General features: G+C 66.6%; 11 protein-coding genes. 7 read left to right on the top strand and 4 right to left on the bottom strand.

Annotated elements, in window-relative coordinates:
• From VSR72_RS42510 to VSR72_RS42485, 6 genes are all read left to right on the top strand, one after another.
• The coding region (locus VSR72_RS42510) for a DMT family transporter (protein WP_342958160.1) at positions 1-832 on the top strand (832 nt) is incomplete at its 5' end.
• Positions 833-941: 109 nt separating this feature from the next.
• Positions 942-2,141 carry a PLP-dependent aminotransferase family protein gene (locus VSR72_RS42505; protein ID WP_342958159.1) on the top strand — a complete coding sequence of 400 codons (1,200 nt, stop codon included), beginning with the start codon at positions 942-944 and terminating at the stop codon, positions 2,139-2,141.
• 50 nt (positions 2,142-2,191) lie between these two features.
• Positions 2,192-2,656 (top strand): RidA family protein, encoded by a 465-nt coding sequence (locus tag VSR72_RS42500; RefSeq protein ID WP_069265377.1) that lies wholly within the window; start codon positions 2,192-2,194, stop codon positions 2,654-2,656.
• Between the two features lie 134 nt (positions 2,657-2,790).
• Positions 2,791-3,681: a PhzF family phenazine biosynthesis protein gene (locus VSR72_RS42495; RefSeq protein ID WP_342958158.1), complete on the top strand. Its 891-nt coding sequence runs from the start codon at positions 2,791-2,793 to the stop codon at positions 3,679-3,681.
• A 315-nt stretch (positions 3,682-3,996) separates the two neighbouring features.
• A complete protein-coding gene (locus VSR72_RS42490; RefSeq protein ID WP_342958157.1) occupies positions 3,997-6,372 on the top strand; it encodes an EAL domain-containing protein in 2,376 nt (791 codons plus the stop codon).
• A gap of 113 nt (positions 6,373-6,485) precedes the next feature.
• Positions 6,486-7,667 carry a chromate transporter gene (locus VSR72_RS42485; RefSeq protein WP_342958156.1) on the top strand — a complete coding sequence of 394 codons (1,182 nt, stop codon included), beginning with the start codon at positions 6,486-6,488 and terminating at the stop codon, positions 7,665-7,667.
• Here the strand turns inward: VSR72_RS42485 and VSR72_RS42480 are convergent, their stop codons facing one another.
• From VSR72_RS42480 to VSR72_RS42470, 3 genes are read right to left on the bottom strand one after another with little or no spacing between them, the layout of a single operon-like run.
• Positions 7,668-8,690, bottom strand: a complete 1,023-nt coding sequence (locus tag VSR72_RS42480) for a histone deacetylase family protein (RefSeq protein WP_342958155.1) — start codon at positions 8,688-8,690, stop codon at positions 7,668-7,670.
• A 23-nt stretch (positions 8,691-8,713) separates the two neighbouring features.
• Positions 8,714-9,973: a Zn-dependent hydrolase gene (locus VSR72_RS42475; RefSeq protein WP_342958154.1), complete on the bottom strand. Its 1,260-nt coding sequence runs from the start codon at positions 9,971-9,973 to the stop codon at positions 8,714-8,716.
• Positions 9,974-10,028: 55 nt separating this feature from the next.
• Positions 10,029-11,357 (bottom strand): MFS transporter, encoded by a 1,329-nt coding sequence (locus tag VSR72_RS42470; protein WP_342958153.1) that lies wholly within the window; start codon positions 11,355-11,357, stop codon positions 10,029-10,031.
• Positions 11,358-11,507: 150 nt separating this feature from the next.
• Here VSR72_RS42470 and VSR72_RS42465 point away from each other — a divergent pair, with 150 nt between their 5' ends.
• Complete coding sequence (locus tag VSR72_RS42465) at positions 11,508-12,458, top strand: LysR family transcriptional regulator (RefSeq protein ID WP_321914752.1); 951 nt, start codon at positions 11,508-11,510, stop codon at positions 12,456-12,458.
• Between the two features lie 39 nt (positions 12,459-12,497).
• On the opposite strand, the gene VSR72_RS42460 is transcribed toward VSR72_RS42465, so the two are convergent.
• On the bottom strand, positions 12,498-12,956 hold the full coding sequence (locus tag VSR72_RS42460; protein WP_201693629.1) for a CopD family protein: 459 nt from the start codon (positions 12,954-12,956) through the stop codon (positions 12,498-12,500).
• Between the last annotated feature and the right edge of the window lie 66 nt (positions 12,957-13,022).

Here is a 13,022-nt window from a genome sequence, read left to right as displayed (position 1 = left end):
GACACGCATCGTCGTCGCCGAATTCCACCCGCTCCTGAATGGCCTCGGCCGCGCGCTCGCCGCCGCCGTGCCGGCCGCGCTGCTGCTCGCCATCCGCCGCGAGAAATGGCCCACCTGGCCGCAGGTCAAGAGCCTCGCCGTGGTGTCGCTTGGCGTGATCGTCGCGTTTCCGGTCTTTTCCGCCTTCGCGATGAAGACCGTGCCGGCCTCGCACGGCGCCATCGTCAACGGCCTGCAGCCGCTCGCCGTGGCGATCTACGCCGCGTGGCTTTCGCACGAGCGGCCCTCGAAGGCGTTCTGGGCCAGTGCGCTGATCGGCAGCGCGCTCGTGGTCGCGTTCGCACTCCAGGCGGGCGGCGGCTCGCTGCACGCGGGCGACGCGTGGATGCTCATCGCGGTGGGCATCGGCGCGCTCGGCTACGCCGAAGGCGCGCGCCTCGCGCGTCAGCTCGGCGGCTGGCAGGTGATCTGCTGGGCGCTCGTACTCTCGGCGCCGTTCCTCGCGCTGCCGGTGGGCTGGCTTGCGTGGGCACATCATGTGGCGCATCCGGGCCCCGTTGCCCTCAAGACCTGGCTCGCCTTCGGCTACGTCACGCTGTTTTCGCAGTTCATCGGCTTTTTCGCGTGGTACGCGGGGCTCGCCATGGGCGGTACAGCGCGCGTGGGCCAGGTGCAGCTGCTGCAGATTTTCTTCACGATGGCGTTCTCGGCGCTCTTTTTCGGCGAGCAGGTCGCGCCCTCGGCATGGCTCTACGCGGCCGCCGTGATCGCCACCGTGGTGCTGGGCCGGCGTGCGGCGATCGGCACGGCCCCCGCCCCGGCGCGCGCATGACAAGGTTTCGCGTCATAATTGAAGGTTTTCGGCGGCATCCGGCGGCGCGTGATCGCGCCCCATGCCGCCGCTGAATCCGTCACCCGCCTCACCCCAACAAGGAGACCCCATGGACCAGAGCGATCTCAAGGCCGCGCCCGCGTGGCAACTGTCCGAGCGTGCAATCAAGCTGACCAGCTCGGCGATTCGCGAAATCCTGAAGGTCACCGAGCGTCCCGAAGTCATTTCGTTCGCGGGCGGCCTGCCCGCGCCAGCGAGCTTCCCGGCCGAGGAAATGCGCGCCGCCGCCGACCGCATCCTGCGCGACGACCCCTCGGGCGCCCTCCAGTACAGCGCGACCGAAGGCTATATGCCGCTGCGCGAGTGGATCGCCGCGCGCCACTCGGTGGGCGGCGTGAAAGTGCGCCCCTCGCAGGTGCTCATCACCACGGGTTCGCAGCAGGCGCTCGACCTGATCGGCAAGGTGCTGGTCTCGCCCGATAGCCCCGTGCTCGTGGAAACGCCCACCTACCTCGGCGCGCTGCAGTCGTTTTCGCTCTACGAGCCGAAGTACGTGCAGGTCCCGACCGACGAGAAGGGCCTCGTGCCCGAAGGCCTGACGCCCGAACTCACGGCTGGCGCACGCCTGCTTTACGCGATCCCGAACTTCCAGAACCCCACGGGCCGCCGCTTGCCGCTCGAGCGCCGCCAGGCGCTCGCGGAATTCGCGCAGCACTCGCCCTTCCCCGTGATCGAAGACGATCCCTACGGCGCGCTCCTCTACGCGGGCGAGCCGCTGCCTACCGTGCACTCGCTCGCGCCCGAGCATGTCGTGCATCTGGGCTCGTTCTCGAAGATCCTGGCGCCGGGCCTGCGTGTGGGCTACATCATTGCGCCCGAAGACCTGCACTTCAAGCTCGTGCAAGCCAAGCAGGCCACCGACCTGCACACGCCGAGCTTCACGCAGCGTATCGTCTACGAAGTGGTGAAGGACGGCTTCCTCGACACGCATATCCCGAAGGTGCGCGCGCTCTATCGCGACCAGTGCGAGGCGATGCTCGACTCGCTCAAGCGCAACATGCCCGAAGGCGTGAGCTGGAACCGCCCCGAAGGCGGCATGTTCATCTGGGTGACGCTGCCCTCGAACGTCGACAGCATGAAGCTGCTGGCCGAAGCCGTCGCGCAGAACGTGGCCTTCGTGCCCGGCGCGCCGTTCTTCGCCGACGAGCCGCAACACAACAAGCTGCGCCTGTCGTTCGTCACGGTGCCGCCCGCGAAGATCGAAGAAGGCGTCGCGAAGCTCGCGGCCCTGATCCGCGCGCACGCCTGATAGCACGGAAGGCTTTTTCCGATTCAACTCCCGAACGAGGAATCCTGATCATGGCTGACATCAACATCTACGACCGTCTCGAACAGCTCGGCATCACCCTGCCCCAGGCAGGCGCGCCCGCCGCGGCCTACGTGATGAGCGCCCAGAGCGGCAACACGGTGTACCTGTCGGGTCACATCGCGAAGAAGGACGGCAAGGTGTGGGCCGGCAAGCTGGGCGAGTCGCTCACGACCGAAGAAGGCAAGGCCGCCGCGCGCTCGATCGCGATCGACCTGCTCGCCACGCTCCACGCCCACACGGGCGACCTGAACAAGGTCAAGCGCGTGGTCAAGCTCATGAGCCTCGTGAACTCGACGCTCACCTTCACCGAGCAGCACGTCGTCACGAACGGCGCATCGGAGCTGATCGCCGATGTGTTCGGCGAGAAGGGCAAGCATGCGCGCTCGGCATTCGGCGTCGCGCAGATTCCGCTCGGCGCGTGCGTCGAGATCGAGCTGATCGCCGAAGTCGAGTAATCTCCGTCGACCTTTGGTAACGTGCGTGGACCTGCATCAAGGTCCACGCATCATCTAGCAGTCTTCTGTTGTGCGTTCGCGCAACCTGGCGCAACCTCCCGCGCCACCCCTCCCCCTTCTACGTTCGTTCCGCCATGACCCAGCACAGCGTCCGCTTCAAACAGGTCGACGTCTTCACGTCGGTACCCTTCAAGGGCAACCCGCTCGCGGTGGTGTTCGACGCCGATGACTTGAGCGGCGACGCAATGCAGGCCATCGCGCGCTGGACGAATCTCTCGGAAACGAGCTTCCTGCTCGCCCCAACCGACGCGCGCGCCGACTATCGCGTGCGCATCTTCACGACCAAGGGCGAGCTGCCCTTCGCGGGCCATCCGACGCTCGGCACGGCACACGCGTTCCTCGAGAGCGGCCGCACGCCGAAGACGCCCGGCCGCCTCGTGCAGGAATGCTTCGCCGGTCTCATCGATCTGGCCGCCGGAGAGAGCGGCGCAAGCGGCGACACATGGGCCTTCGCCGCGCCGCCCGCGCGCGTAACGCCGCTCGCAGCCGACCAGCACGACGCACTGCGCACCGCGCTGCGCACCGAAGCCATCGACTTCACGGCAACGCCCTGCGGCGTCGACAACGGTGCGCCCTGGCTCGTCGTGCGCCTGACATCGGCGCAAGCGGTGCTCGCGCTCGACGTCGACTACGAGGCAATCGAAGCGGTTGCCGCAAGCGTGGGCGCGCACGGCGTGGCCGCCTACGGTCCGCATGAGGCCAATGGCCCCGCGACCTTCGAAGTGCGCTGCCTCATGACCGGTCTCGGCAAGGGCGAAGACCCCGTGACCGGCAGCGCGAACGCCGCCATCGCCATGCTGCTCGAACAGCAGAACCGGCGTCCGGGCGCACGCTATACGGTGCGCCAGGGCACGGCGCTCGGCCGCGCCGGTCGCGTACACGTCGACTATGACGATGCGGCGAAAAAAATCTGGATTGGCGGCCACTCGGTGACGGTCATCGACGGGACCTGCCGGCTCGCCTGAGCGCGCGCAGCGCTCCGTCTCATGCAGGGTGCATGAAGCGTCATGCGCCGTCTCGCATCTATGCACCGCACATGGGCATCGCGCACGTGTCGAGGCAACCCTCGCGTATACCCGGGGGACCACAGCTTCCTTAATCATTCCCCAACCAGTAATATCGAAACATCGGCCGCACGACGCGTCCGGCGTTCATTGCTCGCGCGCAATGCGCGTATTCCCCAGCCACCCGTTATTCATGCCGCCGACTCAACCGAGCGCATCGTTGCCGTTCTGGCCACCGCATCCGCGGTGTGAGCTCACGCGCCTACGGCGGCCGCGATGAGCACCACCCGGGGTCCGTTCTCACGCGATTCGAGCCTGCGCAATGCGCCCGGCCCGGCGTACACGCGTCCGCGTGCGCTGCTCGCCATTCCGCTGCTCGGCGTGCTGGTGCTCGTGCTGCTGTGGGCGGTCATCTTTACGCGCCTCTCGGTCGAGAAGGAAGCGACCATGCGCGAGGCCACGGCCTCGGCGGCGATCCTCTCGGCGGCGCTCGAACAGCACACCGTCAAGGCGATCCATCAGGTCGACCAGATCACGCGCTTCGTGAAGTACGAGTTCGAAAAGTCGCCGGGCCGCTTCGATCTCGCAAGCACGGTCGAAAAGGGTGTGGTGCAGAGCGACTCGCTCGTGCAGGTGTCGATCATCGACGAGCACGGCACGCTCGTCGCCAATACGGCCGACCCGAATCCCAAGCCCATCGATCTCTCTGACCGCGAGCACTTCAAGGTGCACGAGCACGAGAACGACGACCAGCTCTATATCAGCAAGCCGGTGCTCGGCCGCGTGTCCGGCCACTGGACGCTGCAGATGACGCGCCGCCTCAATCACCCGGACGGCTCGTTCGCGGGCGTCGTGGTGGTCTCGGAAGACCCGAGCTACTTCACGAGCGACTTCTACAACAACGCCGCGATCGGCCGCGACGGTGTGATCGCCGTGATCTCGGACAGCGGCACCGTCCTCGCGCGCCGCACGGGCAGCGCCGAGCGTGCGAACGGCACGTTCTCCGCGAGCGGCGTGTATCCGATTTCCGAGCATGTGTCGGGCACCTACGTCGACCCGATCGATCACGTCACGCGCATCGTCTCGTACCGGCATATCGACGGTTATCCGCTCGCCGTGCTGGTCGGCCTCTCTCAAGCCGAAGAGTTCGCCGACTACAACCACACGCGCGACGTCTACCTGATGATGGCGACGTTCATCTCGCTCGCCATGCTCTCGTTCTTCGCCGTGGCCACGGGGCTGATCGGCAAGCTGCTCGGGCGCGAGCGCGAGATGTCGCAACTCGTGCAGTACGACCTGCTCACCGGCCTGCCCAACCGCTACGCCACGCTGCAGCGTCTGCGCCATGAAGTCTCGCAGCCGGGCAATCTCGGGCGCCTCGCCATCCTCTTCATCGACCTCGACAACTTCAAGACCGTCAACGACACGCTCGGCCACAACGCCGGCGACATCGTGCTGCAAATGAGCGCCGCGCGCCTCGCCGACGCCGTGGGCGGCGCGGGCACGCTCGCGCGCATCGGCGGCGACGAGTTCGTGGTGATCGTGAAGGGCGACGACATCGAAAAGCGCGCCATCGCGCTCGCCGAGGCCACCAACGCCGCGTTCACGCATCCGTTCGACGTGCGCGGCAGCGCCTTCGTGCTGCACGCGAGCACGGGCATCGCGCTCTTCGCGGTCGCGCATGAAAGCGAGATCGATCTGCTGAAGAAAGCCGACCTCGCGATGTACGCCGCGAAGGAGGCCGGGCGCAACTGCTTTCGCTTCTACTCGCCGCAGCTCGCCCACCGCGCCGACCACCTGATGAAGTGGGAGCAGCAGTTGCGTGTGGCTCTCTCCGAAGACCAGCTCTTTCTCGCCTACCAGCCGAAGATCGATCTACGCCGCCGCTGCATCACGGGCTTCGAAGCGCTCGTGCGCTGGAACCATCCGCAATACGGGCTCATTCCCGCGGGCGAATTCATTCCGGTGGCCGAATCCACAGGCCTCATCGTGCCCGTGGGCGACTTCGTGATCCGCACCGCGTGCGCGCAGCTTGCGCAGTGGCAGCAGCAGGGCTATGAGTCGCTCACGCTCGCCATCAACATCTCGGCGGTCCAGTTCTGGCGCGGCGACCTTTACGAGACCGTGGCGCATGCAATCGAAGAAACCGGCATCGCCGCGCACCGGCTCGAACTCGAGATCACCGAAACCGCGATGATGGAGTACCCGGAGCTGGTATCGGAGAAGATCTTCGCGTTGAAGCGTCTTGGCGTGCGCGTTGCGCTCGACGACTTCGGCACCGGCTATTCGTCGCTCTCCTACCTGAACCGCTTCGCCGTCGACACGCTCAAGGTCGACCGCTCGTTCGTGCAGGCCATTCCCGCGGACCGCAGCGTATGCGTGATGGTCTCCGCGATCGTCAATCTCGCACGCTCGCTCGGGCTCACGGTGGTCGTGGAAGGCACAGAAACCGAAGAGCAGATCGCGTGGCTTTCCGCGCTCGGCCCGATCGAAGCGCAGGGCTTCCTGTTCTCGCGCCCCGTGCCGGTGGAAGGCGTGGCCGCGCTGATCGAGCGCTTCGGCGTGTGCAGCGCGACGCAGCCGGCGGGCACGCAAGCCGCACGCGACGATCGCCGCAGCGAGCGCCTGAGCGACGCGCCGCAATCGCGCTGACGCCTGGCCATCGCGCAGGTTGGGCGCATTTTCCTCTGAGATTCCGGCGACTTCCGCGAGCCGCGTGACTTCGCGCACAGACGCACACGCAGCCTCGCACGCATGATGCAGCCATGCAAACCCGCACCGACGAAGCGATCGCGGCGCCAATCCGCGACGACCACGAACCGCTCCTGACGCTCTTTCGCGTCGTGTTGACCGTATCCGCGGTCTCGTGGGGGGGCCTCGCGCTCATGGCGCAACTGGAGCAGCACTATGTGGAGCGCGAAGCGCGGCTCACGCAAACCGCGTTTTCGGATCTGGTGGCGCTCGCGTGGATGGTGCCGGGGCCCGTGGGCTGCAACGTCGCGGTGCAACTCGGCCACGCGCTGCGCGGGCGCGCGGGCGCCTGGGTCGCGGGCGTGGCGAGCGTGCTGCCCTTCTTCGCGCTGATGACGCTCTTCGCCATCTTCTACCGCACACCGCTCGTGCATGCGGTCGCTTCGCGCACGCTGCTCGACCATTTCAGCGTGGTGCTCGCCATGCTGATCGGCGTGACCTGGTACCGTCAAACCCGCGCGCTCGTGCGCGGCCCGCTCGAATGGGGCGTGGCGCTCGCCGCGTGCGCCACGGCCTATGTGGCCATTCTCCTTGTCGCGTTTGCCGCGGGCTGGCTCGCGAGCCCGGTGCCTTCGCAGCGCCTCGATTTGCGCGTCACGCGGCGCGACGTGCACCTGCTCGCCGCGCTTGCCGCGCTGATCATCGTGTTCGCGCTGCCGCTGCCGCACCCGCTCGACTCGGCGCTGCTCTGGCCGCGTCTCGCGGGCGCGGGCATGACGCTGTTCGGCGGCGGCTTTTCCGCGCTGCCCGTGTTGAAGACGCTGCTCGTCACGCCGTCAGTGGGCATCACCAACGACGACTTCACGCTGGCGTTCACGCTCTCCCCGATTTCGCCCGGGCCGCTCCTGAACGTGGTGCCGTTCTTCGGCTATCTCGTGGATGGCTGGGTCGGCGCGCTCGTCGCGACGCTCGCGCTCTTCGTGCCGTCGGGGTGCCTCGTCTTGCTCGCGCGGCGGCACCTGCATCGCATGAAGGCAAACCCGCGCTTCGAGCACGCCATGCGCGTGCTGCGCGCGGCGACCACGGCGTTCCTTGCGATCGCCGTCTGGCATATCGCGCGGCACGTGCCGCTGCATCCGTCGTATTTGCTCACGGCCGTCTTCTCGGCGATGTGCTTCGGCAAGCTCAAGCTCCCCGCTTACGCGGTCTACGCGACGGTAGGACTCGCGTGCGGGGCGTGGCTGCTGCTGGCTTGATCAGCGCGCGCCGGCAAAGCCGCCGAAGAACGCGCGCGCGTTGTCTTCGAGGCTTTCGAGGTGATAGCCGCCTTCCTGCACGATCACCGAAGGCAAGCCAAGCGCGCCGATCGCCTCACCGAGCCGTCCGAAGCCTTCGGTGGTCACGGCAACCTTCGATTGCGGATCGTCCTTGTAGATGTCGAAGCCGAGTGCGAGCACGAGCGCGTCCGGCTGGAAACGCTTGAGCACGCGCAGCGCCGCTTCCACGCGCTCGAAGAACACCGCTTCCGATGCGCCATGCGGCATCGGCAGATTGACGTTGTAGCCCTCGCCCGCGCCATTGCCGCGCTCTTCCTCGTAGCCCGCGACCACGGGATAGAAGTTGGTCGGATCGCCGTGGATCGAGATGTAGAGCACGTCGCTGCGGCCGTAGAAAATCTCCTGGACGCCCTGGCCGTGGTGCATGTCGGTGTCGAGGATCGCCACGCGCTTGAAACGCCCTCGTAACGACTGCGCGGCGATGGCCGCGTTGTTCAGATAGCAAAAGCCGCCCGCTGCGTCTGCGCGGGCGTGATGGCCCGGCGGGCGCGAGAGCGCATACGACTCGCGCCCGCCCTCGTTCACGCACGCCGCCGCTGCCAGCGCGCTTTGCGCCGACCAGTAGGCCGCGCGCCACGTGTTCGCGCCAATGGGGCAGCTACCGTCCGCGAGATAGCGCGCCGCTTGCGCAAGTACGCCGCGCAATGGGTTCGGCTCGCGCACGTAGATGTTCGACATCACTTCCTCGCCCCAGTCTTCGGGCACGCGCTTCCATTCGGTGTGTGCTTCTTCAAGAAAGCGCAGATAGCTCATGTCATGCACGGCGGCGATGGGCGCGGTGCCGAAGTCGGCGGGCGCCTGCACGTCGAAGCCAAGCGAGCGCGCGGCGGCAACGAGATGCTCGGCGCGCTGCGGCACTTCCTGCGGCTCACGCAACTGGCCGCGCGAGAAATAGGCGCGCGGATGGTGCAGCAACTGATCGGGGTGAAACCAGGTTTTCATGTTCAGTTCTCCTTCTATTTTTCTCACGCGTCGGCAGCGGCGGCTACGCGCACGCCCGCACGTGCCGCGACGGCGTTGAGCAGCACGTTCGCGCCGGCGGTGATGTCTTCCGGCAAGGCGTCTTCCGCTTCGTTGTGCGACAGGCCGTCCACGCAGGGGATGAACACCATTGCGGTCGGGTAATAGCGCGCGAGGTGGATCGCGTCGTGGCCCGCTCCGCTCACGATACGCTCGTGCGGATAGCCAAAGCGCGCCGTGGCCTGCGCGACCAGTTCGACACAGTCTGCGTCGAATGGCGTGGCGGGGCTCGTCCAGCAATGCGCGATCTGCACGCCAAGGCCGCGCGCCGTGGCCACCTGCGCGCATAGGGCGCGCAAGTCGCGCTCCATCGCGTCGAGTTGCACATCGTCGGGATGGCGCAGGTCGACCGTGAAGGTCAGGTTCGCCGCGATCGTATTGCGCGACGAATTCGCGATCTGCGCCTGGCCGATCGTCACGAGACCGAGCGGCGCGTAACGCGCCATCACGCGCTCGATGTCGAGCGACATTTGCGCCGCGCCGAACCACGCATCCTTGCGATAGCGCATGGGTGTCGTGCCCGCGTGCGCGGCCACGCCCGTCACGTTCACGTCGAACCAGCGGATCGCCTGGCCGCCCGTCACGACGCCGATGGTCGTGCCGTTCGCCTCCAGAATCGGGCCCTGTTCGATATGGGCTTCGAAGTAGGCGTCGATGGCTACGCCTTGCACGGCGCGCGTGCCGCGCGCGCCGCATGCGTCGAGCGCGGCGTTCAGCGTCACGCCATCGGCGTCCGTGCGCGCCAGTGCGTCGGCCAGCGTCATCGCACCCGCGAACACCGCCGAACCCAGCATCGCGGGCGTGAAGCGCGCGCCCTCCTCGTTGGTCCATGAGCAGATTTCGATGGGCTTGACGGTGCGTGCGCCCGCGTCGTTGAGCGCGCGCACGACTTCGAGCGCGGCGAGCACGCCGTACACGCCGTCGAAGCGGCCGCCTTCGGGTTGCGTGTCGAGGTGGCTGCCCATCAGAACCGGCGCGGCCTTTGCGTCGTCGCCTTCGCGGCGCGCGAACAGGTTGCCCACTTCGTCGGTCCACACCGTCATGCCCGCCTCGCGGCACCAGCGCGCGAACAGGTCACGGCCACGCCGGTCTTCTTCGGTGAGCGCGAGGCGGCGCACGCCGCCGCCCGCCGTCGCGCCAATGCGCGCCATCTCCATGAGGCTCGCCCACAGGCGCGGGCCATCGATCTGCAAAAGGTCTTTCATCGGTCCATCCATTTCAGTCGAACTAGTCAATACACGTGCACAGCATCAGCGCGCGTCAACGGGTCATGAGCGCCTCTGCAGCAGCCTCGTCAAGCGCATGCTCGTGGCGGCGCGCGTCGAGCGCGACGATGCAGATGAGCGAGACGCCCGCGAGGCACGTGTAGAACACGGCGAGCGGCCACCACTGCCCCACATAGCGATGCGCGAGCCAGGTGCCGACGAGCGGCGTGAGGCCGCCCGCAATTGCGCCGCACACCTGGTAAGAGAGCGAAATTGCGGAATAGCGCACGCGCGTGGGGAACACGCCGGAAACGAAGCCCGCGATCACCGAATAGAAGCTCGCCATGCAGACCACGGCGATGGCGATGCCGATCACCATCGGCACGACCTTGCCGCTTTGCACGAGCACGAACATCGGATACGGCGAGAACATCGCCGCGATGGCCGCGTACTTGAGGAAGCGCGCGCCGCCCATGCGTTCGGCAAGCCACGCTGCGAGCGGCTGCACGAGGAACTGGATGATCGCGACCGCGAACAGGCAATCGAGAATGAGCGAGCGCGTGATGCCGACGTACTGCGTGGTGTACGCGATCATGAACGTGTTGGTGAAGTACACGCCCGCAATGCCGATGGTATTCGCGCCGATGCACAACAGCACGAGACCCCACGCCGAGCGGAACACTTCGGCCACGGGCAGCTTGAGCGTGCGGCGCTGGTCCTTGAGCTTCTCGAACTCGGGCGACTCGTTCACACCCAGGCGAATCATGATGCCGACCACGAGCAGCACCGCAGAAACGAGGAACGGCAGACGCCAGCCCCAGGAAAGAAAGTCGGCCTTATCGAGTGAGGTGACCGAGCGGAACGCGATCAGCGAGAGAATCAGGCCCGCTGGCGAACCGAGCTGCGCGAACGAAGCGAAGAACGTGCGGCGGCCTTCGGGCGCATGCTCGCCCGCCATCAGCACCGCGCCGCCCCACTCGCCGCCCACGGCGATGCCCTGCACCACGCGCAGCAGCACGAGCAGCACCGGCGCGAGCATCCCCACGCTCGCATACGAAGGCAGCAGGCCGACACAGACGGTCGCGATGCCCATCATCATCAGCGTGGTCATGAGCGCCTTCTTTCGGCCGATACGGTCCCCCAGGTGACCGAAGATCAAACCGCCGAGCGGACGCGCGAAAAAGCCGACGGCGAAGGTCGCGAACGACGCCATCGTGCTCACGAAGCGGTCTTCGGACGGGAAATACAACTCGCCGAACACCAGCGCGGCGGCCGTGGCGTAGATGTAGAAGTCGTACCACTCGATCATCGTGCCGATGAACGCGGCGGCGGCGGCGCGCACCGGCTGTCTTGCAGCAGGGGCGGTGGGTTGTGAGTTGGCCATGCGTCGGTCTCCTTCTGGCGCGTGCGGGATGAAGTTGTGTTCCATGCACGCTTTATCGCTAGCCACAAATCATTAGTCAAATTTCGCGTTATTATTCCGCGCATAAATTCAACTAATACTTCAGGCGCACGCGTGCGCCGGGAGACCGCCATGCGCGCCGACACCACCCGCTTTCTCAACGACCGACTCGACTGGAATCTGCTGCGCACCTACCTCGCGATCATGCAGGAGCGCAGCCTGAGCCGCGCCGCCGCGCGCCTCTACGTCACGCAGCCGGCCGTGAGCCAGGCGCTCAAGCGCCTCGAAGACGCGCTAGGTCGCAAGCTCATCGAGCGGCGCGGCGCGCAGTTCGTGCCGACCGAGGCGGGCGAAGAGGTGTATCGCATTGCGAGCGACATCTACGGCACGATTTCGCAGCTCGAAACCGGGCTCGACGAACGCACGGCCGACATCACGGGCTCGATCCGCTTGCTCACGGTGAGCCGCATCGAGTCGCGCGTGTACGACGAATTTCTCGCGGAATTCCACACGGCCTACCCGCGCGTCGACCTGCAGATCGAAGTGATGCGCTCGTCGGACATCATCTCGTCGCTCCTCCAGAAGACCGCCACGGCGGGCTTGAGCCTGTGCCGTACGCCCATCGACAAGCTGGACATGCGCTGCTTTCTGCGCCAGCGCTATGCGATGTTCTGCGGCCGGCATCACCGGCTTTTCGGGCTTTCGCAACTGACGATGGACGACTTGCTCGCAGAAAACTTCGTCTCCTTCACGAGCGACCAGATCGGCGACAGCCTCTCGCCGCTCACGGTGTTTCGCGACCAGCGCGGCTTCACGGGGCGGATCGTGGCGTCGTCACCGAGTCTCGATGAAGTGCGGCGGCTGATTTTCGCGGGCTACGGCATTGGCTGCCTGCCCGAGCATACGGTGCGGGACGATCTGGCGCGGCAGCGCTTGTGGCGGCTGCCGCCGGAGGAAGGGCTCGTGGATGTGGACATCCACTTGCTATGGCATCGCGAACGCAAGCGCAATGCGGCCGAAGAAGCGTTCTTCGATGCGATGGAGCGCTGCATGCAGCGCCATGCGCTTGCGGAGCGCCTGTAGGGTCTCAGGCGCGAACCGCGAACGTCGAGGAAGAGACGATCAGAACCCGCGCGCGAGCACGGCGACGCCAATCGTCACGATACCGAGCACGAGATTGATGACGACGAGCCGGCGCACGGTGCCCACGGCGCGCGCGCCATCGGGCCACTTTTGCGCCTGCACGGCACGGCGAATACGCGGAAACACGGCAAAGCGGATGTGGCCGAAGATCAGCATCATCAGCACGCCCAGGCCCGCCATCGCATGCAGTTGCCAGGTGGCGTGCTCGCCGCCGAGTTGCATGAGCAGGAAGCCGCCGGAAAGCAGGATCACGATGACCGAGACGCCCACCCAGTTGAAGAACCGGCCGAACACCGATTCGATGAGCGGCAGGCGCAACTGCGGCGAGAGGTCTTCTAGCGCCGGGCGCAGACAGAAGTGCGCGAAGATCATGCCGCCCACCCAGACGGCGACGCCCAGCAGATGCAGAAAGAGCGCGACTGCGATCGCGTGGCCCATGCTTGAATTCCCTCGTAACTTGTCATTATCCGGCGCACGTGGACGGGAGTTTTACCGTCCCATGCG

It is taken from the genome of Paraburkholderia sp. JHI869 (assembly GCF_038900775.1).
Taxonomy (GTDB): Bacteria; Pseudomonadota; Gammaproteobacteria; order Burkholderiales; family Burkholderiaceae; genus Paraburkholderia.
Note: the sequence above shows the minus strand (reverse complement) of the source record. Positions and strands in the feature narration are given on the sequence as shown.

Coding starts and splice junctions, on each gene's coding strand:
- VSR72_RS42500 (WP_069265377.1), top strand. CDS start 2,192: ATGGCTGACATCAACATCTACGACCGTCTCGAACAGCTCGGCATCACC.
- VSR72_RS42475 (WP_342958154.1), bottom strand. CDS start 9,973: ATGAAAGACCTTTTGCAGATCGATGGCCCGCGCCTGTGGGCGAGCCTC.
- VSR72_RS42480 (WP_342958155.1), bottom strand. CDS start 8,690: ATGAAAACCTGGTTTCACCCCGATCAGTTGCTGCACCATCCGCGCGCC.
- VSR72_RS42470 (WP_342958153.1), bottom strand. CDS start 11,357: ATGGCCAACTCACAACCCACCGCCCCTGCTGCAAGACAGCCGGTGCGC.
- VSR72_RS42505 (WP_342958159.1), top strand. CDS start 942: ATGGACCAGAGCGATCTCAAGGCCGCGCCCGCGTGGCAACTGTCCGAG.
- VSR72_RS42495 (WP_342958158.1), top strand. CDS start 2,791: ATGACCCAGCACAGCGTCCGCTTCAAACAGGTCGACGTCTTCACGTCG.
- VSR72_RS42465 (WP_321914752.1), top strand. CDS start 11,508: ATGCGCGCCGACACCACCCGCTTTCTCAACGACCGACTCGACTGGAAT.
- VSR72_RS42460 (WP_201693629.1), bottom strand. CDS start 12,956: ATGGGCCACGCGATCGCAGTCGCGCTCTTTCTGCATCTGCTGGGCGTC.
- VSR72_RS42485 (WP_342958156.1), top strand. CDS start 6,486: ATGCAAACCCGCACCGACGAAGCGATCGCGGCGCCAATCCGCGACGAC.
- VSR72_RS42490 (WP_342958157.1), top strand. CDS start 3,997: ATGAGCACCACCCGGGGTCCGTTCTCACGCGATTCGAGCCTGCGCAAT.